We start from the raw sequence: 19,983 nt of genomic DNA on the forward strand, positions 1-19,983 counted from the left end.
GTCAGCCTTTGAGTCCGGTAGAGGCCAGCGACCGGATGAATGCCTTCTGGGCGAGCAGGAACCCGAGCAGCACCGGCAGCACGGTGATGACGTTGCCCGCCATCACGGCCGCCCATTGGGTGTGGTGCTGCCCCTGGAAGGTGGTCAGTCCGAGCTGGAGCGTGTAGTTCGAGTCGTGGTTGATCGCGATCAGCGGCCAGGTCAGGTCGTTCCACGTGCTCAGGAAGGTCAGTACCGCGACCGTGCTGAGCGCCGGCCGGGCGAGCGGGAGTACGACGGAGACCAGGATCCGGAGCCGGCCGCAGCCGTCGATCCAGGCAGCCTCTTCCAGCTCGCGGGGGAGCGTGACGAAGAACTGGCGGAACAGGAACACCGAGAACGGGGTCACCAGCGACGGGACGATCAGCGCGCCGAGGGTGTCGATCAGGCCGAGATCCTTCATCACCAGGAAGGTCGGGATCATCGTCAGCTGGAACGGGATCACCATTGTCGCGAGCATCAGCCCGAGCAGCAGTTTCGAGCCGGCGAACCGCATCCGCGCGAACGCGTAGCCGCCGAGCGAGCCGAAGACCAGGTTCGCCGTCACCGCGACGGCCGAGACGATGAACGAGTTCAGGAACCATCTGGGGAACAAGGCGTTCCCGAGCACGAATCGGTAGCCGCCGAGGTTGATCCCCGAGGGAATCAGCGCCGGTGGGAACCGGTTGATCTCCGCGTTCCTCATCACCGAGCTGACCAGCAACCAGATCAGCGGCAGCGCGAACAACAGGGCCAGCGGCGCGAGTACGAGATGCCACGGGCTGAAGGGCAACCTCTTCATCGGGCCGCCTTCCCCGTACGACGGCGCTGGTACAACTGCAGGGCCAGGCCGGCCAGCAGTAGCGCAACGGCCAGCGCGTACGCCGCGGCAGCGCTGTAGCCGGCCGTGAAGGTCTTGAACGCCTTCTCCCAGATGAAGTAGACGATCACCGTCGTCGACCCGAGCGGCCCACCCTTGGTCGTCACGAATACCAGGTCGAACACCTGCAACGCGTTGATCGTCTGGAACAGCACCAGGAACACGCTCACCGGAGTCAGTGTCGGAAGCACGACGTGCCGCAGTACGCCGGACCGCCCGGCGCCATCGATCCTGGCCGCCTCGACCAGCTCGCCCGGAACCCCTTGCAGGGCAGCGAGGTACACGATCACGCAGAAGCCGGTGCCACTCCACAACGAGATCGCGACCAGCAGGTAGAGCGCTTGACCGGGATCGCTGAAGAACCCTTGCGCGGGCAGCCCGAGCTTGTGCAGCAGCGAGTTCGCCGCACCGAACTCGGGATCGAGCACGAACGAGAACAGCACGCCCTGAGCCGCCGCCGAGACGACGAACGGGACGAACACGAGGGTGCGGTAGATGCTGATGAAGCGGATCTGGCGGTCCAGCATCAGCGCGATCCCGAGTCCGCCGACGACACTGAGCGGCACGTACAAGGCGGTGTAGACCAGGGTGTGCCCGACCGCCGACTTGAAGGCGGGATCGGCCGAAAGCGCTTTGTAGTTGGCGAATCCGACCCATTGGCTCGGCGAGACGAGGTCGTTGGACTGGAAGGACAACAGCAACGACCACAGCACCGGCACGATGCTGAGCCCGAGGATGATCAGCACGGACGGGCTGACGAACGCCCAAGCGGTCGGGCCTTCACCTTTGGTACGCCGCTTCGCCTCGGCCCGGCGGGCTCGTGGATCGATGGTGAAGGTGCCGACGACGCTGGCCATCAGCTCGGCACCGCGAGGATGGAGTTGGACGCCTCGACGCACCCCTTCAACGCCTCGGCGGGCGACTTCTTGCCGAGCAGGACCGCGACGATCGCCTGGCCGAGTTGCTGGGAGATCTGCGGGTACGCCGTGATGGTGGGCCGGACCCGCGCGGTCTCCAGCGCATCCACGAACACCTGCAACCCCGCAGTACTGGAGGCGTGCTTCTTCCACTCGGGCAGCGCTGCCGTCGCCGTCGTCAGGGGGAGACTGCCGCCTTGGATGTCCCAGCGGACGTCCTGTGCCGGAGTGGTCAGCCAGGTGAGGAACTCGGTGGCGGCCTTGACCTTGGCGGAGCCGTTGTCGAACACGGCCCAGGTGTCCGGCCCGGAGATCGTGAGCGGCTTACCGGAGTACGACGGCAGTGGGACGACGCCGTAGTCGAGGCCCTTGTCGAGGATGTCGGGGAGTTGCCAGGGGCCGGTGGCAACCATTCCCATCCGGCCGCCGAGGAAGACCTGGTAGAGCTGTTCGCCGCCAGGCTTGGGATCGACGTACAGAGACTTGTCGGTGCGAAGTCGATCGAGGGTGCCGAGCGCCTGCTCGCCGACCTTGTCGAAGCCGACCTTCTTGCCGTCCTCGCTGACGACGTCACCGCCGAGGTCCCAGATCATCGGCCAGAGCCGCCAGACCGTGTCCTCGTCGCCGACGCCGGGCCAGCCGGTGCCGAAGACGCCCTTGCCCGGGTTGGTCAGCTTGTGCGCGGTCGCGATGAAGTCGTCCCAGGTCCAGCCGGCCTTCGGCGCGGACAGGCCGGCCGCCGCGAAGAGCTTCTTGTTGTAGACAACGCAGAGTGAGTCGAGCAGGGCCGGGATCGCACGGACCTTGCCCTTGACCGTCACGGCGTCTCGGGCTGCCGGCCAGTTGTCCTTGAGGTCCACGGCCGAGGTCAGATCGGCCACCTGCGGGCTGCGGGTCATGCTGGCCAGGTCCGACCCGAAGATGTACGCCACATCCGGGTAGGACCCGGCCGCTAGGCCGGCGGTGACCTTCTGCAGCATGCTGTCCGCGGTCACCCCGCCACCACCACCGACCACCTTGATCTTGGGATGGCTCTGGTTGAACTCCTTGACCAAGGCATCGATCGCCTTCTTACCGGTGTCGACCTGGCCGTGCCAGAAGTCGATGGTGACGACGCCGTCGGCGCCGACGCCCTCGTCCCCGGATTTACCGCAGGCGCCGAGGGTCCCGGCCGCGGCCAGGACGGCTGCCGCGCGCAGGATGTCGCGGCGGGATGGTGATGACATGGGTGACCTCCTGAAAGGACTACCGGTGGAGGGTTTTGGTCAGCAGGTCTTGCGGACGTAGCCGCTGTCGCCGGGGACGGAGACGTCCACGTCGCGCTGCACGATGCTCAACCTGGTGCCGAACCCGCTGCAGGCCTTGGTCCGGCCGCTGTTGGTGTACTCGATGACGATCACGTTGTTGCCGAAGGCAGCGGTGTAGTCGCCGCACTCGTTGTACTGACCGCACTCCTCGGCGACCGCGAAGTCCAGGCCGACGCTGGTCCGGTCACCGGCCAGTTCGACGGTGTTCTTCTGGGCGATGGCCAGGTTCTTCGTGTGTGCGTGCGTGGCCAGCAACTTCAGGTACGCCTTCGCCTGACCGGTGCTGATCAGGTTCTTCGAGCGGCTGTAGCTGTCGTAGTTGTCCGGCTCGATGGCCTTGTAGCCCTTGGTCGCGCAGCCGTCGATCCAGCCGTTCACCTTGGCAGCGACCCGGGTCTGCTTGGCCGTGGTGCGGATGTCGAGCAGTGCCTCGCCCCAGTCCTCGTCGATGACGACGTTGCCCTGGGCATCGCGAAGCAGCAGGTCGGAGTCCCACGAGCCCTGCTCGCCGGGCTGGACCTGGAAGGCGTTCACGTAGCAGATGTTGTAGAGGCCGGCCGCTGGGGCGGCCGTCCGGTCACGGGTGACGATCTGGACGCCGGCGGGCGGCGGGTAGGCCCCGCCGATCTGGTAGTCGAACTTGGCATGGGTCGGAGGCAGCGTCGCGGCTGCCGAGGCGGGGTTCCGGCTGAGCACCGAGACAAGGGCGGTCAGTGCCAGTGCGGCCGCCATGCTGGTTACAAGGCCGGACACCAGCAGACGGCGGGAGAGCGGGCGAGATTCGGACACGATTGCTCCATCGGTCCCGTGGACGCTACCCCGCCTCGGGCATGAGCCCTGGCGCCGGAGTACCGGACTTCGGGCGGTGCGGCCGGCGCTGAGTCTCAGCCTTCCGGCCAGCCCTGTACCGGCTGGGTGCGTCACTGAGCACCAGGGCATCGCCTCGGTGCTTAGCGCCCTAGTTAAGCGACGCCTGGGCCGCCGCGTCAAGGAACAACTGCAAACGAATGCGCGGAACCTCACGAAGAGCGCGTTACTGCGCAGTGAGAGCTGAGGCCTTGACTGTGCGGGTTTGCACCGGTTTAGTAGTCGTCTAAACCGGTTTAAACACTCAGAATGAGGGCGTGGATGAGCAAGGATCGGCCGACGATCGCGGATGTGGCGACCCGGGCAGGCGTGTCCAAGGGTGCTGTCTCGTTCGCCCTGAACGGTCGTCCCGGCCTGGCCCGGACGACCGTCGACCGGATCCTCGCGGCCGCTGACGAGCTCGGCTGGCGGCCGAGCAACCGGGCTCGCTCGCTCTCGGTCTCGAAGGCCTTCGCGCTCGGCCTCGTCATCACCAGGGACCCGGCCGTGCTGTCCTCGGACCCGTTCTTCCCCGCCTTCATCGCCGGGGTCGAGAGTGTGCTCGCGCCCCGCGGACAGGCCCTCGTCCTGCAGGTCGTGACGGCGGGCGACGAGGAAGCGGCCGGCTACCGCCGGCTGGCCCAGGACGGCCGGGTGGACGGGGTCTTCCTGTCCGACCTGCGGCACGAGGACCCCAGGATCGACCTGCTGGTGGAGCTCGGGCTGCCGGCCGTCACCCTGAACCGCCCGGTCGGTTCATCGCCGTTCCCGGCGGTCTGTCTCGACGACCGGCCGGGCACGGTCGCGGTCGTCGAGCACCTGCTCCAGCTCGGTCACCGCCGGATCGCTCATGTGGCCGGTCCGCCGGCCTTCGTCCACGCGACCGCCCGGTCGCAGGCCTTCACGTCGGCTTTGGCCGCGGCCGGTCTCGAACCGGTCGCGATCGAGGTCAGCGACTTCACCGCTGCCGGCGGGACCGAGGCGACCCGGCGGCTACTCGCCCTACCCGAGCCACCGACCGCCATCGTCTACGCGAACGACCGGATGGCGATCGCCGGCATCGGCGCGGCTCACAAGGCCGGCCTGACCGTGCCCGACGACCTCAGCGTCGTCGGCTTCGACGACAGCGAACTCGCCGAGTTCGTCCATCCCGGCCTGACCACCGTGCGCGCGGATCCGTTCACCTTCGGCGCCGCCGCGGCCACCACTTTGAACCAGTCGATCGACGGCGACGGTGACGTCGCCGATGTGGAACTTCCGCCGGCCCAGCTGGTCGTCCGGCGTTCCACCGCCCTTATGGAGGAGTAATGAAGCGAAAAGTCACATCCGTCCTGCTAGCACTGGGATTGGCCGGTACTGCGGCCGCCTGCGGCGGTGGGGGCGGCGGTAGCTCGGACGCGGCCGCGCAGGCCAAGGGCCCGGTCACGGTCTGGTATTCCAACAACGCCGAAGAAGTTGCCTGGGCCAAGCAGATGGTCGCGTCCTGGAACTCCGCGCACGCGGACCAGAAGGTGACCGGCCAGGAGATTCCGACCGGCAAGTCGTCCGAAGAGGTGATCGGTGCGGCGATCACGGCCGGGAACGCGCCGTGCTTGATCTTCAACACCTCGCCCGCGTCGGTCTCGCAGTTCCAGAAGCAGGGTGGCCTGGTGGCGCTCGACAGCTTCCCGGACGGCAAGTCGTACATCGAAGAGCGCAGCGGCAAGGTCGCATCGCAGTACAAGTCGACCGACGGCAAGTACTACCAGCTGCCGTGGAAAGCCAACCCGGTGATGATTTTCTACAACAAGAAGGCCTTCGCGAAGGCAGGGATCGACACCGCGAAGCCACCGCTGGCGACGTACGACGAATTCCTGGCCACGTCGCGGAAGGTCGTCGCCGCGGGCGGCGCGAAGTTCGCGATCTACCCGGCGCCGAGCAACGAGTTCTTCCAGTCCTGGTTCGACTTCTACCCGCTGTTCGCGGCCGAGACCGGTGGTAAGCAGTTGGTTGCCGACGGCAAGTCCCAGTTCGCTTCGGAAGAGGGCAAGAAGGTCGCCGCGTTCTGGCGGACCTTGTACTCCGAGAAGCTCGCCTCGCAGGAGAAGTACAACGGCGACTCGTTCGTCGACGGCAAGGCCGCGATGGCGATCGTCGGGCCGTGGGCGGTCGCGACGTACAAGGGCAAGGTCGAATGGGGTGCCGTCCCGGTGCCGACCTCGGCCGGCAAGTCCGCCGCTGAGACCTACACCTTCAGCGACGCGAAGAACGTCGGCATGTACTCCGCGTGCAAGAACCGCGGTACCGCGTGGGACGTGCTGAAGTTCGCCACCAGCAAGGAGCAGGACGGCAAGTTCCTCCAGGGCACCGGCCAGATGCCGCTCCGAGACGGAGTATCGAGCGCCTACCCGGAGTACTTCGCGAAGAACCCCGACTACAAGCAGTTCGCGGACCAGGCGGCCCGCACGGTCGAGGTGCCGAACGTGCCGAACTCGATCACCATCTGGCAGACCTTCCGTGATGCCTGGTCCAAGTCGGTCATCTTCGGCCAGCAGGATCCCGGCGCGGCCCTCGACGGAGCAGTCCAGAAGGTCGATCAGCTCGCCGGCCAGTCATGAGGCTGATCGGCCGGGTCGTCGGGAAGCAGCCGATCGGGACGGCCTTCGTCACGCCGTACGTCGTCTTCCTGGCGGCCGTGTTCGCCTACCCGCTCGGCTTCGCCGTCTACATGTCCTTCCACGACTACTTCTTCGCGGCGCCGGGCGCGATCGTGGATCGGCCGTGGGTGGGGTTCGCCAACTATGCGAGCGTGCTGTCGGACCCGGCGGTCCGGCGGTCGTTCGCGAACGTCGGTATCTTCCTGCTGATCAACGTGCCGCTGACCGTGGTGCTCTCGTTGCTGCTCGCCTGGTCGCTCAACGCGGCCATCCGATGGCGCGGGTTCTTCCGGGTCAGCTACTACGTGCCCTACGTGACGGCGAGTGTGGCCGTGGTCGGTGTCTGGCTGTTCCTCTTCAACTCGGGCGGCCTGGTGAACTCCGTACTCGGTCCGCTGGCACCTGATCCGTCCTGGCTGGTGAACTCGAAACTGGCCATGCCGACGGTGGCGATCTACGTCACCTGGAAGCAACTCGGCTTCTTCATCCTGCTCTACCTGGCCGCGTTGCAGAACGTGTCGAAGGACCTGTACGAAGCGGCGTCGATGGATGGCGCCGGAAAGTGGAAGTCGTTTCGCAACGTCACGGTGCCGGGGGTCCGACCGGCCACGACGCTGGTCGTCCTGCTGGCCACCGTGACCGGCGCGAACCTGTTCACCGAGCCGTACCTGCTGACCGGCGGCGGTGGTCCGGACGGGGCGTCCGCTTCGCCGGTGCTGATCATGTACCAGCGCGGCATCGAGCAGGGCAATCCGGACGTCGGCTCGGCGATCGGCGTACTGCTGGTGATCGGTGTGCTGATCCTTGCGCTGATCCAGCGCCGGCTACTGGATCGGGAGAGCTGATGAAGAGTCCGTGGCGGTTCATCGCCTTGCTGGTCGGGGCGTTCGTGTTCCTGTTCCCCTTCTACTACATGCTCGTCGGCAGTCTGCAGGCCGAGCCGGACTCCTCCGTGGGCGGGGCCTTCCCGAATCCGGGCAACCTCACCTTGCACAACTACCAGGAGATCAACGCCGCGATCAATCTCGGCAAGTCCCTGCTGAACTCGGGGATCTTCACCGGTGGCGTCATCCTCGGCACGCTGGTGTTCGGCGTACTGGCCGGGTATGCGCTGGCCCGGCTGCAATTCCGCGGTCGCGGCACGGTGTTCAATCTGATGTTGCTGGTCCAGGTGATTCCGTTCCAGTTGCTGACGATTCCGCTCTATGTGCTGATCGTGCGCAGCTACGGCCTCGCCGATTCGTACCTGGGCATGATCCTGCCGTTCGCGATCAACTCGACGGCGGTGTTCGTGTTCCGGCAATACTTCCTGCAGTTGCCGCAGGAGTTGTTCGACGCTGCGCGTATTGATGGTGCCGGTGAGCTGAGCATCCTGTGGCGGGTGGCGGTTCCGTTGGTGAAGCCCGCGCTGCTGACCGGAGTGCTGCTGACCTTCATCGGTCCGTGGAACGAATTCCTCTGGCCGTTCCTGATCACCAAGCAGCAGGGTCTCCAGCCGTTGGCGGTGTCGCTGTCGAACTACATCACGACCGTGTCGGCGCGGGCGGCGAATCCGTTCGGCGCAGTACTGGCCGGGGCCTGCGTCCTGGCCGCACCGGCGGTCGCGCTCTTCGTCATCTTCCAGCGCCGCTTCATCTCCTCCAGCCTCGAATCCGGGGTCAAGGGGTAATTCGCCCTCGCCCTTGCCGCCCATCCCTCGCCTTTTGTCTTTGGTTCTTCTTTTGAAAGGTTTTGTTGTGACTGTTCCATACACGTTGACCCGTCTTGGTGTCGTGATGACGCCCGAGCCCGGGAACGAATTCGAGTCCGAAGGAGTGCTGAATCCGGCCAGCGGCTATGGTCCGGACGGTCAGCTCTATCTGCTGCCACGACTGGTTGCGCCTGGCAACATCTCGCGGGTCGGCCTGGCGGCGGTCGAGCTGACCGACGGCGTTCCCAGCGGCGTACGCCGGGAGGGGATCGTGCTGTCGCCGGACGAAGGCTGGGAGCGCGGCCTGAACAACGCCGGGGTCGAGGATCCGCGGGTCACCTGGATCCCGTCGCTGAACAAGCACGTGATGACGTACGTCGCGTACGGGCCGCTCGGGCCGAAACCGGCGCTCGCGGTGTCGGAGGACTTGCGGACGTGGACCCGGTTGGGGCCGTTGCACTTCGAGTACCAAGCCGACCTCGACACCGATCTGAACCTGTTCCCGAACAAGGACACGGTGTTCTTCCCCGAGCCGGTGCCCGGGCCGGACGGCGAACCGGCGTACGCGATGTTGCACCGGCCGATGTGGGACCTCGGCTGGTTCCGCGAAGGCGAAGGCGTACACCTGCCGGCGGGGGTGAAGGACGACCGGCCGGGGATCTGGGTGTCGTTCGTGCCCGTCGCCGAGGTGGAGCGTTCGCTGTCGAATCTCGTGCATCTTCGGCAGCACCGGCTGGTGGCGATGTCGGAGTACCCGTTCGAGGAGCTCAAGATCGGGGCGGGGCCGGCGCCGCTGCGGGTGCCTGAGGGCTGGTTGGTGATCCATCACGGCGTGACGGGGGAGCAGCCGGTCGGGTTCGATCCGACTACCCAGAAGGTTTCGTACGCCGCGGGTGCGTTGTTGCTCGATCCGCTGGATGTCACGCGGGTGATCGGTCGTACGGCGGAGCCGATCCTGGTGCCGGAGACCGAGGAGGAACGGATCGGGACGGTGGGGAACGTGGTGTTCCCGACGGCGATCGAAGAGGTCGACGGTGTTCGGTATGTCTTCTACGGGATGGCGGACGCGAAGATCGGCGTCGCCAGGCTGGACCGGCTGTCATGACGTCATCGGCGTTCGGAGCCGCGCCTCGACCAGCGCGTCGGACTGTCCTCGGTGGTGCGCTGGTTGTTGCGGCTGCCTCCGGCGTCACCTTGCCCGCTTCCGCTTCCGCTTCCGCTTCTGCTTCTGCTGTTGGGCTGCTGACCAATCTTGCGCATCTCGACTTCCTCGGGGCTACGGTGTCGCCGCCCGCTGCGGCTGGGCACTCGACGTACGGATCGGGTCCTGTCGGCGTGCTGTGGACGTACGCCGATCACCGGGATGACGGTTCTTATGCCCGGGTTGGCGGTGGCGCTTATGACCCGGCTACTGACACCTACGGCCAGGGCGCCTTCAATGCGGACGATCTGGCGCGGGCTGCTGTTGTGTACTTGCGGCACTACAAGCTCCGTCATGACTCGCACAGTCTCGCTGCGGCTCGCGGGCTGCTGCGGGGGTTGACCTTCCTGCAGACGGCCAGCGGTCCGCGGGCAGGGAATGTGGTGCTCTGGATGCAGCCGGACGGAACGCTGAACCCCAGTGCCGATCCGGTGGAGCTACCCGACCCATCGGACTCCGGACCGTCGTACTGGCTGGCCCGAACCGTGTGGGCGTTGGGGGAGGGCTATGCGGTCTTCCGGACTGTCGACCCGGGCTTTGCCGCGTTCCTGCGCTCGCGACTCGAGTTGGCGATCGCTGCGCTGGAACGGCAGGTGCTGGTCCGCTATGGCCAGTGGAACGTCGTGGACGGCCGACGGGTGCCGGCCTGGTTGATCGTGGCCGGTGCGGACGCTACTTCCGAGGCTGTGTTGGGGTTGTCGGCTTATGTGAGGGCTGGTGGATCTGCGCGGGCTCGGAAGGCTCTGGCCCGGTTTGCTTCAGCTGTTGCCGCGATGGGTGCGGGTGATACCCGGAGTTGGCCGTTCCGTGCCCTGTTGCCTTGGGGCGAGTCGATCTCGGACTGGCACGCGTGGGGTGCTCAGATGCCGTCGGCGCTCGCCGCTGCGGCGAAAGCGTTGGGCGACCACTCGCTCTTGGGGCCTGCGATTGGTGACGCGGCCGGCTTCACTCCGCTCCTGTTGACAGCCGGTGGACCCGACAACGGCTGGCTTCCTGCACCTATCGACCGCACCCAGATCGCGTACGGCGTGGATGCGCGCGTGCAGGGGCTGCTGAGTGTGGCTCGTGCGGCTGATCGCCCTGGGCTTCGGCAGGTCGCCGCCTTCGCGGCAGCGTGGTACTTCGGCGCCAACCGGGCCGGCGAACCGACGTACGATCCCGCCACGGGCCGGACCTTCGATGGCGTGTCCGGCGACGGTGTGATCAACCGCAACTCCGGTGCCGAGTCCACCATCCATGGTCTGCTGTCCATGCTCGCCCTCGACTCGCATGCTGAGGTCGCTCGGATGGCTCAAGCCTTTGCCGGTGGTGGGCGAACGCTGTCAGGTCTGGCAGTGGTTGAGGCCGAGGGCGCTGCGCTCGCCGGCGGCGCTACCGTGGTCACTCCGCCTTCTGCTTGGACCGGGGAATCCCAATGGAGCAACGGCTCCTACGTCGCCCTACCGCCCGGAGCGACCGCGACCTGGATCGTTGACGCGGCTCAGCAACCGCGCCTGGTGCTGCCGATCGTCAACCTCTTACCAGGGTCCGGCCGCTCGGTTTGGAAAGCCGGCTCTGCCGCACTGGACGCGGCTGCGCCGGGCGCTGCCACGGCTGGTTCGGTCGCGTTGGGTTCGGTCGACCATGGCAAGGTCGGGCCGCAAGGCATCTCAGCTGCGCCCGGCGCTCTACTCCCCATCACCCTCAAGGGAGTCTTGCCCGCCGGCGCTACCAGCTTCACCTCCATCGCGAGTGGGCCGTCGGTGCAGATCGACGCGGTACTGCTGCTCCCGCTGATCTCCTCGCTTCGGCTAGGGCGCGGTCTGCTGCTCACCAGCGTCGACGCCCACACCAGGTCGGTCAGCCTGCCGATGGCAGCGACGTCCTACAGCTACGACAGCACAGGCCGTCTGCGCTCGCGTCAGTCGACTGCCCGGGCCGTCGTACTGCCGGGAGGCTTCACCGTCGTCTGTTGATCACCTGAGCGCACTGTTCGGCGAGGAAAGTGAGGATGATGCCGCGCTGCTGGAAGAGATGCTGACTGTCGGCCTCTTGGTGATAGGCGTTGTGGGTCTTGTCGCCCGCGCGAAGCAGGATGAGCGGGACAAGCCAGGCGTACTTGACTCCTGACGCCATCACCGCAAGCCGGACGCTGTCGGCATCTCCTCGTCCGCACCCTTCTTGCCAGTCGCCTTCTCGCAGGCCTTCGAGATAGCTCTCGACGCAGGTCTCTGCCAGCTCGGCCAGTCGCTCGGCCGGCCAGAACAGGTCCAGCGCGGCATCGGGAACGTGATTCCCGATGTCCTCACCGAGTGCGCCATCACCCGTGAAGGCCCAGTCGAGCAAGGCGAACTCCCCGGTCGGCCGACGGATCACGTTCGAGACCCAGAGATCGAGATGACACCTCGCCCGCGGCAACTGCTCGACCGTGCTCAGGAGCTCGTTGCGATGAGCAACAAGTGTCGTCCACGCTGCCCGAAGCCCCGACGGCCAGTTGTCGGCTATCAGTGGTTGCCGCCAGGCCCGATCGTCGTCGAGCAGCTCCCACGGCACATCGCGGGTGGTCGAGTAGTCGCGGAGGAATCCGGTGGACGACCACGGCACCTCTGCTGCGGGTCGCGCTTGCCATCGCCCCACCGCGCGGCCCAGCGCTGCATGATCAACCAGAGCGAACTCGGTCCCCGGGGTTCCCTCGATGTCTTCCAGGTAAAGAACCGCGCCGCCATCAAGCTCCTCGACCTCAACCTCCGGGAGCGCGATGCCGGCGTCCGTCAACTGCTGGCGAAGATCTCCATCCTGATAGACGTCGACTTCACGCCGCCAGTAGTTCCAATGTCGTGGGTCCGCGGACGCCGCCCAGGGCCCTTGCGAATCACCTGGCGCGCTCAGCTCCTTACGGATCACCGTCCGCCCATCGGCAGTGGTCAACCGCTCCACGGACGCCGTCACGCCATTCAAAGGATTGTGTCGCAGTGTCGAAGTACTGACCGACTCGTCCACCGACCGGATAAGGCTCATGGAAGTCAATGGTGACCGAAGCCCCGGGTCAGCCTCACAGGAGGGCGCGGGGTGGTACGCCGGTCAGGGCTTTGATCTCGCGGGTGAAGTGGGCCTGGTCGGCGTAGCCGGTTTGTGCGGCGACGGTCGCCAGTGCGAGCCCGGTGCGCGCGCGGTCGAGGGCGCGGTTCATCCGAAGTACGCGATCCAGCATCTTCGGTCCGTAGCCGAACGCGTCCAGGCATCGGCGGTGGAGTTGCCGCTCACTCAACCCGACGCTGCCGGCCAGCGCCGGTACGCCGATCCCGTGGCGTACACCGCGCACCACCTGGCTGACCAGCCGGTCCGGCGGCTCATCGGACAGTCCGATCGCCGCGTCCTCCAACCCGGACGCCGGATCAGCTCTCCGGATTCGCGCAGCCAGCCGCTTTGCCCGGCCGGGCGACCACAGCTCGGCGAGCGGCACCTGGTGATTCACGATCTCCCGCGCCGGTACGCCGAGGAAGCCGGGCGCGGTCCCCGGCGCGAACCGGAGCGCGGCGAATCGGACACCGGCCTCGGACGACGAGACGTACGCGCGGGTATCGGGACCCGCGACCACCAACTCGCCTTCGATCCAGAGCAGGTCCATGCAACCGTCGGGGAGGATCCTGTACGACCCGCCGTCCGCAGTACGGGTCCACAGGACGGCACCGGGCATCCGGGCGGCTCGCTCGCGGTAGGGCTGAGGTTCCTGACTCACCCGACCAGTGTTGCGCGCTCCACCGACATTTACTGAGGCACGCTCCAGACGGCGTCGGCCGCGCGTACGCAGTACCGCGATCAGCTAGCCGGCAGGCGGGTACTGCGTGAGGTCGATGTCGATCACCTTGACCCCGGTCGGGACGTACTTGACCAAGGCAACGTTCTCGCGCACCAGCTCGTCGCCGAGCGAATCACCGGTACGGCGGTCGATCACCGTGCGCCAGATCTCGTTGCGACGGAAGTACTCGGCACCGGCCCGGAAGAACCGCTCCCCGCGCGCGAACACCCGGTACGACGAGGAGGTGCTCTCGTCGGCGAAGATCTCGCCTTCCAGGTAACGGTCGCTGACGCCGACCCGCAGCTGGAACGTCTGGTCGGTGTCGTTGCGGAACTGCAGATCCACGTAGTTGTAGACGATGCTGCAGCCGACTCCCCACGGCAGCACGCGGCCGTTGTCCGGGAACGGGTCGAAGCTGTGCGTGGATCGCTGCGTCACGGTCAGCGGCGAATGGAGCACCATCCAGTGCAGCAGGTTCGCCAGCTGGCAGATCCCGCCGCCGATCCCCGGCCGGGCCTGACCGTTCGACAGCCGCATGCCCTTGAGATATCCCTTGCGCCGGGTCGCGTTGCCGACCAGCTTGTTGAAGGAGAACGTCTCACCAGGCTTGATCACCAAGCCGTCGACCTGGGCGCAGGCAAGCTTCAGGTTGGTCACCTTGTTGTGCTGCATCCACATCTCGGTCTCGCCGAGCTGCCTGAGCAGCAGCGACTTGTGCCGCTTGACCCGGACGGGCAGATCCTCGCTCTGGCGGGTATTCGCGAACGCAGTGTCCGACCGCATCCACTCGATCCGCCGCCGGGCCCGGTGATACCGCACAGCGACCGGATAAAGCGCCGGAATCCGCTGCGACCAACGCCGTGCACCGACTCGCGGCAACACCCGGGCCAACTCGGCCGGAGTCAGCTCATCGGCCTCGCCGAGGTCAGGCGCGGACAGATTCGTCATGGTGGTGGTGCTCTCAGACATTCGTTCCCCCAGAACGGGACATGATCGATCCCCCGGATCGATCCGGCAAACGCTACGCCCGCCCGCATGGCAGCCAGATGACAACAGCCACACGATCGGATTGCGCCAGGTAAGACGCCCCCAACCCCACCCAAGTTCGACTGGCCGCCCCAAACTCCTCACCAAGGGCCGGCATTACGGAGGGTGGCCGGGTTCAGCCGATTTGCAGGGCGGTACAGACCCAGCGGCCGCGGTGGACTTCGAGGCGAAGGGCGATCGCCCGGGAGCGTTCGCCGTACCGGACGTGGGCGGCGACTTCGGCAACTTCGGTGGCGGGGTTGCAGACATGCACCGAACGAACCGCGCTGCGCTCCTTCAACCCACGGGCGGTCGCCGTGGTGGTCAGCCCGAGGACCCGGACCCGGCGGTTGAGCTCACCGAACACAGTCGAATCCGTGAACCGGACCAACTGCGAGATCGGCCGATCCCCGGCCAGCACCTCGGCCACCGCCTGCACCAGCTTCGACGCCCAGGCTTGCGGATCCGGCAGCCGCGGCCCCGCCGGCACCAACCGCAACGCCGGCGCCGCCGGCACAACCTCAACCTCAAGCTCAACCTCCTGATACCGCAGCGCCAACGCCCCCTGCGTCATCCCCCCAGCCCGAACCAAGTCGACGCGAGCGCCCCGGCTGGAGTCGATCGAAGTCGGCCCGGAGGTGACCGGAGACGCATCCGAGCCGGAGGTAAGCCGGGACGAATCCGCACCGGAGCCGAGGTGAGATGCATCCGCGGTGGGGGTGAGTCGGCGCGTGTCCGCGCTGGAGGTGAGGTGGGAGGCGTCCGCGCCGGGGGTAGGTCGGGACGAATCCGCACCGGAGCCGAGGTGAGATGCATCCGCGGTGGGGGTGAGTCGGCGCGTGTCCGCGCTGGAGGTGAGGTGGGAGGCGTCCGCGCCGGGGGTAGGTCGGGGCGCGTCCGCGCCGGGGGTGAGGTGGGAGGCGTCTGCGCCGGAGGAGAGCAGCGAGACATCCGCACCAGTGGTGAGCCAGGGCGCGTCCGCGCCGGAGGAGGGCCGAGCCGTATCCGCACCGGTGGTGAGGCGGGACGCATCTACGCCGGAGGTGAGTCGGGATGTATCCGCGGCGATTGCCGGGGCCGGGGGTGGGTTGGTGTCGGGGAGGGGGTGGACGGTGGCGAGGGTTTGGTAGGCGCTCATGTCACTTCTCCTGGTGGGTAGGCGGCACGGGGTGGTTGGTGGCTGGTGCTGGGATACGCAGCGCCTGGCCGGGGTAGAGCAGGTCAGGGTCGGGACCGATCAGTGCGCGGTTGGCGGCGTACCACTGCGGCCAGCGCTCCGCGATAGCCGACTCACTCGCGCCCGGCCCGAGCTCGGCCGCGGCCAGCCCCCACAAGGTGTCGCCGTACTGAACGACCCGCGTCGCAATCCGAACCGGCTGCCCCGACCGAAGATCGGTGTACCGAGTAGGCGCCCCCTCAGTCGGCCGATCCGGCACCCCAACCCGTCCCGGTACCTCGACCTGCCCCGGCACCTCGACCCGTCCCGGCACCTCGACCCGTCCCGGCACCTCGACCCGTCCCGGCACCTCGACCCGTCCCGGCACCTCGACCCGTCCCGGCACCTCGACCCGTCCCGGCACCTCGACCCGTCCCGGCACCTCGACCCGTCCCGGCTTCGGCCGCGCCGCCCGCTCAGCCGGAACGGTCGGCTTCTGCCCAGCACGCCCTGCCCCCGTCGGGCCGCCCGTCAGCCGAACACTCGAAGGCTCCTCCACCGCCCGCCAGTCAGAGGCCCCTGATTGCGTAGGACCTCCGGCCAGGGCTTCAGGCGTACCGATCTGTGCAGGTCGCGTGGCAGGTACTGCGGTGCGCTGGTCGGTGTGGGCGGAAAGGCGGGGCTCGTCGGTGAGGTGGAGGGCCGAGGGCTTTTCGGTTGTGCGCCAGGTGGTGGGGGCGGAAAGGCGGGGCTCGTCGGTGAGGTGGAGGGCCGAGGGCTTTTCGGTTGTGCGCCAGGTGGTGGGGGAGGTCGGGCCGGTTAGGCGGACGGAGGAGGGGGACTCCAGCGGGGCCCAGTCGGAGGAGGCGCCGTTGCCGGGGGTGGCGTGGGCTACTCCGATGGTTAGTGGAGTGACGGCGGCTACGCCTAGGGCGGAGCGAAGTAGGGCTCGCGAAGTTTGTGACGTGATCCGGGCGGAGACGGCCGACGCGACGTGGCCTAGGGCGCCTGGTGCCTGCTCGAGTGCGGTGGCTAGTACGGCGATCAGCAGCCAGGTGTAGGCGACCCAGGCGACGGTGCCGACCGTGAGTACTGCCATCGAGGTCAGGTCCTGCGTGCTCGCCGAATCGACTGAACCAGCGGTCGCCCAGCGCAGCCCGATGCCTACCCCGACCAGGGCAGCCAGCGCGAGTAGACCTTTCAGCCCCCGGATCGTCGCTTTCATCTGCTTTAGCCTCAGATCTATGAGTTTGCCTTAGTTTGCGTCGGCTTGACTAATATAGACCTGACTGGCAAGGCTTTGGCAAGCTCATTCGGCGATCTGGGGGTCACGGAAAGTCAGAGCGACCACGGAGAGTGCTGATGAAGTAGGTTTTGGAGCATGCGTCTGGATGCCCTGTTCGAGGACCTGGAGTCGCAGTTCGACGCGCTGCAGGACGGTGATCTGTACGGCGAAGTGGCGGATCGGATTCGGGCCGAGGTCGGCAAGATCACCGTGCTGGACCGTCTCCGCGGCGCGGTCGGGACCTTCGTACGGGTCGAGTTGACCCACGCCGAGCCGGTCGCGGGCACGCTCAGCCGGGTCGGCAAGGACTGCCTTCTGCTGGAGGCCGAGCGCTACGAGGAGTGGCTGATCCCGGTCACCGCACTGGCAGCGGTGCACGGACTCGGGCCGTGGGCCGAGCCGGCCGAAAGTGCGATCGCGGCGAAGCTCGGCCTGGCGCATCTGCTCCGCGGCATCGCGCGGGACCGCTCACCGGTGACGGTGTTCAGCGCTGTCGCTGGAGCGCACCCCATCACCGGCACGATCGACCGGGTCGGCGCGGACTTCCTGGAGATCGCGGAGCACCCGCTCGACGCGCCCCGCCGCCGGAGCGAGGTCTACAACTCCCGGCTCGTCCCCACCCAATCCCTCACCGCAGTACGCCGCCGCTGACGCTCACCCGAGCCAACCGCAGTACGTCGCCGCTGACCTCTGCTCCAAACACCACCGCAGTACGTCGCCGCTGACCTCTGCTCCAAAACACCACCGCAGTACGCCGCTGCTGACGCTCACCCGAGCCAACCGCAGTACGTCGCCGCTGACCTCTGCTCCAAACACCACCGCAGTACGCCGCTGACCCTGTCGACCCAGAGGCAGTGCGGAGAGGAGTAGGCGGCTCAGGTGTTGGCTTCTTCGGGGGTTTCTGCTTCTTCGCCGAAGGGGTGGGTGTCTATGAACTGCTTGGTTTCGGTGTAGAGGCGCTCGATGTATTTCTCGAGCTCGGTCGACTCCACCCGCCACTGGCCGCGGCCGCCGATCTTCACCGCGGGGATGTCACCGCGGCGGACCAGCGCGTAGACCTGGTTGGCGGAGATGTTCAGCACCTCCGCGACGTCGGAGAGCTGGAGGAAACGCGGTGCCGGCATGTGCTTCAGTTTGCCACGGTTGGCCTCCGGATGAGGCCGTTTGTCCACAGATGACCGGAGACGATCAGCAGTAACCCGGCCGACACGGCAGAATGTCGATCTCCGAGAGCGATCAGGTAGTGACGGCGAGACATCTGGGGAGTCCGAGTGGTCGACAGTTCAGCGGTGCGGAGCGGCTTCGCGGCGCCGTCAACCCCGACCGTGCGCAACAGGAAAGCGCGGTGGAAGGACGGCCGGCTCGTCCTCGGCGTGCTGCTGGTGGCGATCACAGCGCTCGCCGGCGCCAAGTTGCTCGCGTCGGCCGACGACACGACCACCATCTATGCCGCCGATCGCGATCTGCCCGCGGGCACCAAGCTCACCACCGACGACCTGACCACTGTCCGCGTCCGCTTCACCAGTAATGAGGAAGCCGGGCGGTACGTCGATGCCGCCGCCGACCTGAAGGGTCTGGTCGTCGTGCGCGCCATCGGAGCGGGCGAGTTCATGCCGCGCCAAGCAGCCGTCACTCAGACCGAGAACGACCGCACCGAGCTGCCACTGTCCATCGCGGCGGGCCGCTTGCCCGGCGACACGGCCGTGGGCGACCAGGTGGACGTCTGGGTAGTCCCCAAAGACGCGGACCAGCAGGCCAAGAAGCTCTGGGACACCATCCGCGTAGTTCAGGTCGACACAGTGAAAGGTGTAGCCGGCGGTTCCGCTCGTCGGCAGGTCCTGGTCGGGCTGGACCCGGCTGACCTGCCCAAGCTCCCTGCTGCCCTGGCAGCGATGAGCACGGGCGAGCCGGTCCTCGTCCGGCGAGGCCGCTGATGGCAGTACCGCTCCTCCTGGCAGTGACCGGTGCTCCGTGGGAGGCGGACGTCGTACGCCGGGCAGAGCGCGCGCCGGGCATCCGCGTCGTCCGCAGGTGCGTCGACATCGCAGACGTGATGGCGGCAGCGGCCAGTGGTCAGGCCCGAGCCGTGCTGCTCGCAGAAGACCTTCCACGGTTGACCTCTGACGCCGTAGCCGCTCTGCACTCGCGGCGGATCGCGGTTGTCGCCATGGTCGACCCGTCGGACACAGGTGAGCCGTCCGGCGGCGAGGACCGCCTCAGCCGGATGGGGATCGAGCGGATTCTCCCGGCGGACGTGAGCGCCGAAGACCTCGGCCGGGCGATCGTCGACGCGGTCGAGTCCGGGCCGCCGGCCACCGTCAACCACTTCGCCGGCGGCTTCGTGCCGTACGCGGGAGACGCGCCATCCAACGAGCCACCCCGCCCGTACGGCGAGGGGACCGGCCGGGTGATCGCAGTCTGGGGCCCGACCGGCGCACCTGGTCGCAGTACGGTCGCTGTCGGGCTGGCAACGGAGCTGGCGGCCAAAGGGATGCCCACGCTGCTTGCGGACGCCGATGTGTACGGCGGGACGGTGGCGCAGCAGCTCGGCATGCTCGACGAGACTTCAGGGTTGGCCGCAGCGGCGCGGTCAGCCGGCGGCGGCTCGCTGGACGTGGCAGTGCTCGCACGGCAGGCCCGGCAGGTCAGTCCCCATCTCCTGGTGCTGACCGGGCTGAGCAGGGCCGACCGCTGGACCGAGCTCCGACCGGCAGCGATCGAGTCGGTCTGGTTGACGGCGCGCATGCTCGCCCCCTGCACGGTGGTCGACGCCGGCTTCTGCATCGAGAGCGATGAAGAGATCTCCTTCGACACGCTCGCTCCACGCCGCAACGGCGCCACCCTGGCCACGCTCGAGGAGGCCGACGAGGTCGTAGTGGTCGGTACTGCGGACCCGGTCGGGCTGACCCGCCTCATTCGGGCCCTCCACGAACTGCGGGCGGCAGTGCCGTCTGCGAACCCGCGAATCGTGGTCAACCGGCTCCGGTCGGGCCCACTGGGCAACGCCCCGGCGGAGGCTGTCGCCGAGGCGCTCAGCCGGTACGCCGGAGTACAGGCTGCTGCGCTGCTGCCGTTCGACCAGGCGGCCTGTGACACCGCGATCGCGCACGGGCGGAGCCTCGCCGATGCGGCGAAATCGAGCAAGCTCCGGAAGGCGATGCAAGGGTTGGCAGCCGGGGTTTCGGCGGATCTGCTCAGTTGAAATATGGGGGTAAACCCCACCGACAAGCAGCTCTGGATATG

The 19,983-nt window shown here is 67.4% G+C and carries 20 protein-coding genes; 9 read left to right on the plus strand and 11 right to left on the minus strand.

Going from position 1 to position 19,983, the window contains the following annotated elements:
* Nucleotide 1 precedes the first annotated feature (1 nt).
* Genes F1D05_RS27795 through F1D05_RS27810 form a run of 4 tightly spaced genes read right to left on the minus strand, consistent with a single transcriptional unit; the run spans nucleotide 2 to nucleotide 3,911 of the window.
* Nucleotides 2-820, minus strand: coding sequence for a carbohydrate ABC transporter permease (locus F1D05_RS27795; protein WP_185443405.1), 819 nt, complete (start codon nucleotides 818-820; stop codon nucleotides 2-4).
* On the minus strand, nucleotides 817-1,755 hold the full coding sequence (locus F1D05_RS27800) for a carbohydrate ABC transporter permease (protein ID WP_185443406.1): 939 nt from the start codon (nucleotides 1,753-1,755) through the stop codon (nucleotides 817-819). Before F1D05_RS27800 ends, F1D05_RS27795 begins: the two co-directional genes overlap by 4 nt.
* The gene (locus tag F1D05_RS27805; protein WP_185443407.1) at nucleotides 1,755-3,041 is read right to left on the minus strand and encodes an ABC transporter substrate-binding protein; all 1,287 of its coding nucleotides are present in this window, start codon (nucleotides 3,039-3,041) and stop codon (nucleotides 1,755-1,757) included. Before F1D05_RS27805 ends, F1D05_RS27800 begins: the two co-directional genes overlap by 1 nt.
* A 39-nt stretch (nucleotides 3,042-3,080) precedes the next feature.
* Nucleotides 3,081-3,911: an endo alpha-1,4 polygalactosaminidase gene (locus F1D05_RS27810; RefSeq protein WP_246486026.1), complete on the minus strand. Its 831-nt coding sequence runs from the start codon at nucleotides 3,909-3,911 to the stop codon at nucleotides 3,081-3,083.
* Nucleotides 3,912-4,250: 339 nt separating this feature from the next.
* Between F1D05_RS27810 and F1D05_RS27815 the strand changes: the two genes are divergently transcribed.
* The 6 genes from F1D05_RS27815 to F1D05_RS27840 all read left to right on the plus strand — a co-directional run bounded on the left by F1D05_RS27815 (nucleotide 4,251) and on the right by F1D05_RS27840 (nucleotide 11,450).
* The gene (locus tag F1D05_RS27815) at nucleotides 4,251-5,276 is read left to right on the plus strand and encodes a LacI family DNA-binding transcriptional regulator (RefSeq protein WP_185443408.1); all 1,026 of its coding nucleotides are present in this window, start codon (nucleotides 4,251-4,253) and stop codon (nucleotides 5,274-5,276) included.
* Nucleotides 5,276-6,565, plus strand: coding sequence for an extracellular solute-binding protein (locus F1D05_RS27820; protein ID WP_185443409.1), 1,290 nt, complete (start codon nucleotides 5,276-5,278; stop codon nucleotides 6,563-6,565). Before F1D05_RS27815 ends, F1D05_RS27820 begins: the two co-directional genes overlap by 1 nt.
* Nucleotides 6,562-7,449, plus strand: coding sequence for a carbohydrate ABC transporter permease (locus tag F1D05_RS27825; RefSeq protein WP_185443410.1), 888 nt, complete (start codon nucleotides 6,562-6,564; stop codon nucleotides 7,447-7,449). The genes F1D05_RS27820 and F1D05_RS27825 overlap by 4 nt, the downstream gene beginning before the upstream one ends.
* Nucleotides 7,449-8,273 carry a carbohydrate ABC transporter permease gene (locus F1D05_RS27830; RefSeq protein WP_185443411.1) on the plus strand — a complete coding sequence of 275 codons (825 nt, stop codon included), beginning with the start codon at nucleotides 7,449-7,451 and terminating at the stop codon, nucleotides 8,271-8,273. Before F1D05_RS27825 ends, F1D05_RS27830 begins: the two co-directional genes overlap by 1 nt.
* Before the next feature lie 67 nt (nucleotides 8,274-8,340).
* Entirely contained in the window at nucleotides 8,341-9,399 is a 1,059-nt protein-coding gene (locus tag F1D05_RS27835) for a glycoside hydrolase family 130 protein (RefSeq protein ID WP_246486027.1), read from the plus strand.
* Entirely contained in the window at nucleotides 9,396-11,450 is a 2,055-nt protein-coding gene (locus F1D05_RS27840) for a hypothetical protein (protein ID WP_185443412.1), read from the plus strand. The genes F1D05_RS27835 and F1D05_RS27840 overlap by 4 nt, the downstream gene beginning before the upstream one ends.
* On the opposite strand, the gene F1D05_RS27845 is transcribed toward F1D05_RS27840, so the two are convergent.
* From F1D05_RS27845 to F1D05_RS42235, 5 genes are all read right to left on the minus strand, one after another.
* Complete coding sequence (locus F1D05_RS27845; RefSeq protein WP_185443413.1) at nucleotides 11,434-12,492, minus strand: aminoglycoside phosphotransferase family protein; 1,059 nt, start codon at nucleotides 12,490-12,492, stop codon at nucleotides 11,434-11,436. The genes F1D05_RS27840 and F1D05_RS27845 overlap by 17 nt on opposite strands.
* Before the next feature lie 34 nt (nucleotides 12,493-12,526).
* On the minus strand, nucleotides 12,527-13,213 hold the full coding sequence (locus F1D05_RS27850) for a helix-turn-helix transcriptional regulator (protein ID WP_246486028.1): 687 nt from the start codon (nucleotides 13,211-13,213) through the stop codon (nucleotides 12,527-12,529).
* Between the two features lie 84 nt (nucleotides 13,214-13,297).
* Nucleotides 13,298-14,242, minus strand: a complete 945-nt coding sequence (locus F1D05_RS27855) for a VanW family protein (protein WP_246486029.1) — start codon at nucleotides 14,240-14,242, stop codon at nucleotides 13,298-13,300.
* A 193-nt stretch (nucleotides 14,243-14,435) separates the two neighbouring features.
* On the minus strand, nucleotides 14,436-15,437 hold the full coding sequence (locus F1D05_RS27860; RefSeq protein WP_185443414.1) for an Rv3235 family protein: 1,002 nt from the start codon (nucleotides 15,435-15,437) through the stop codon (nucleotides 14,436-14,438).
* Between the two features lies 1 nt (nucleotide 15,438).
* On the minus strand, nucleotides 15,439-16,680 hold the full coding sequence (locus F1D05_RS42235) for a LysM peptidoglycan-binding domain-containing protein (RefSeq protein ID WP_185443415.1): 1,242 nt from the start codon (nucleotides 16,678-16,680) through the stop codon (nucleotides 15,439-15,441).
* 156 nt (nucleotides 16,681-16,836) lie between these two features.
* Between F1D05_RS42235 and F1D05_RS27870 the strand changes: the two genes are divergently transcribed.
* Complete coding sequence (locus F1D05_RS27870) at nucleotides 16,837-17,391, plus strand: hypothetical protein (protein ID WP_185443416.1); 555 nt, start codon at nucleotides 16,837-16,839, stop codon at nucleotides 17,389-17,391.
* A gap of 3 nt (nucleotides 17,392-17,394) precedes the next feature.
* On the opposite strand, the gene F1D05_RS27875 is transcribed toward F1D05_RS27870, so the two are convergent.
* Nucleotides 17,395-17,556: a hypothetical protein gene (locus tag F1D05_RS27875; RefSeq protein ID WP_185443417.1), complete on the minus strand. Its 162-nt coding sequence runs from the start codon at nucleotides 17,554-17,556 to the stop codon at nucleotides 17,395-17,397.
* A gap of 59 nt (nucleotides 17,557-17,615) precedes the next feature.
* Nucleotides 17,616-17,864 carry a helix-turn-helix domain-containing protein gene (locus F1D05_RS27880; protein WP_185443418.1) on the minus strand — a complete coding sequence of 83 codons (249 nt, stop codon included), beginning with the start codon at nucleotides 17,862-17,864 and terminating at the stop codon, nucleotides 17,616-17,618.
* A gap of 147 nt (nucleotides 17,865-18,011) precedes the next feature.
* Between F1D05_RS27880 and F1D05_RS27885 the strand changes: the two genes are divergently transcribed.
* The gene (locus tag F1D05_RS27885; protein WP_185443419.1) at nucleotides 18,012-18,674 is read left to right on the plus strand and encodes an SAF domain-containing protein; all 663 of its coding nucleotides are present in this window, start codon (nucleotides 18,012-18,014) and stop codon (nucleotides 18,672-18,674) included.
* A complete protein-coding gene (locus F1D05_RS27890; RefSeq protein ID WP_185443420.1) occupies nucleotides 18,674-19,942 on the plus strand; it encodes an AAA family ATPase in 1,269 nt (422 codons plus the stop codon). Before F1D05_RS27885 ends, F1D05_RS27890 begins: the two co-directional genes overlap by 1 nt.
* Nucleotides 19,943-19,983: the final 41 nt, after the last annotated feature.

Origin of the sequence: Kribbella qitaiheensis (assembly GCF_014217565.1) — a bacterium.
Lineage (GTDB): Bacteria > Actinomycetota > Actinomycetes > Propionibacteriales > Kribbellaceae > Kribbella > Kribbella qitaiheensis_A.

What these genes read in the sequence shown, in the direction of transcription:
- F1D05_RS27795 (WP_185443405.1), bottom strand. Translation starts at nt 820, where the DNA reads ATGAAGAGGTTGCCCTTCAGCCCGTGGCATCTCGTACTCGCGCCGCTG.
- F1D05_RS27800 (WP_185443406.1), bottom strand. Translation starts at nt 1,755, where the DNA reads ATGGCCAGCGTCGTCGGCACCTTCACCATCGATCCACGAGCCCGCCGG.
- F1D05_RS27805 (WP_185443407.1), bottom strand. Translation starts at nt 3,041, where the DNA reads ATGTCATCACCATCCCGCCGCGACATCCTGCGCGCGGCAGCCGTCCTG.
- F1D05_RS27815 (WP_185443408.1), top strand. Translation starts at nt 4,251, where the DNA reads ATGAGCAAGGATCGGCCGACGATCGCGGATGTGGCGACCCGGGCAGGC.
- F1D05_RS27820 (WP_185443409.1), top strand. Translation starts at nt 5,276, where the DNA reads ATGAAGCGAAAAGTCACATCCGTCCTGCTAGCACTGGGATTGGCCGGT.
- F1D05_RS27825 (WP_185443410.1), top strand. Translation starts at nt 6,562, where the DNA reads ATGAGGCTGATCGGCCGGGTCGTCGGGAAGCAGCCGATCGGGACGGCC.
- F1D05_RS27830 (WP_185443411.1), top strand. Translation starts at nt 7,449, where the DNA reads ATGAAGAGTCCGTGGCGGTTCATCGCCTTGCTGGTCGGGGCGTTCGTG.
- F1D05_RS27840 (WP_185443412.1), top strand. Translation starts at nt 9,396, where the DNA reads ATGACGTCATCGGCGTTCGGAGCCGCGCCTCGACCAGCGCGTCGGACT.
- F1D05_RS27845 (WP_185443413.1), bottom strand. Translation starts at nt 12,492, where the DNA reads ATGAGCCTTATCCGGTCGGTGGACGAGTCGGTCAGTACTTCGACACTG.
- F1D05_RS27855 (WP_246486029.1), bottom strand. Translation starts at nt 14,242, where the DNA reads ATGTCTGAGAGCACCACCACCATGACGAATCTGTCCGCGCCTGACCTC.
- F1D05_RS27860 (WP_185443414.1), bottom strand. Translation starts at nt 15,437, where the DNA reads ATGAGCGCCTACCAAACCCTCGCCACCGTCCACCCCCTCCCCGACACC.
- F1D05_RS42235 (WP_185443415.1), bottom strand. Translation starts at nt 16,680, where the DNA reads ATGAAAGCGACGATCCGGGGGCTGAAAGGTCTACTCGCGCTGGCTGCC.
- F1D05_RS27870 (WP_185443416.1), top strand. Translation starts at nt 16,837, where the DNA reads ATGCGTCTGGATGCCCTGTTCGAGGACCTGGAGTCGCAGTTCGACGCG.
- F1D05_RS27880 (WP_185443418.1), bottom strand. Translation starts at nt 17,864, where the DNA reads ATGCCGGCACCGCGTTTCCTCCAGCTCTCCGACGTCGCGGAGGTGCTG.
- F1D05_RS27890 (WP_185443420.1), top strand. Translation starts at nt 18,674, where the DNA reads ATGGCAGTACCGCTCCTCCTGGCAGTGACCGGTGCTCCGTGGGAGGCG.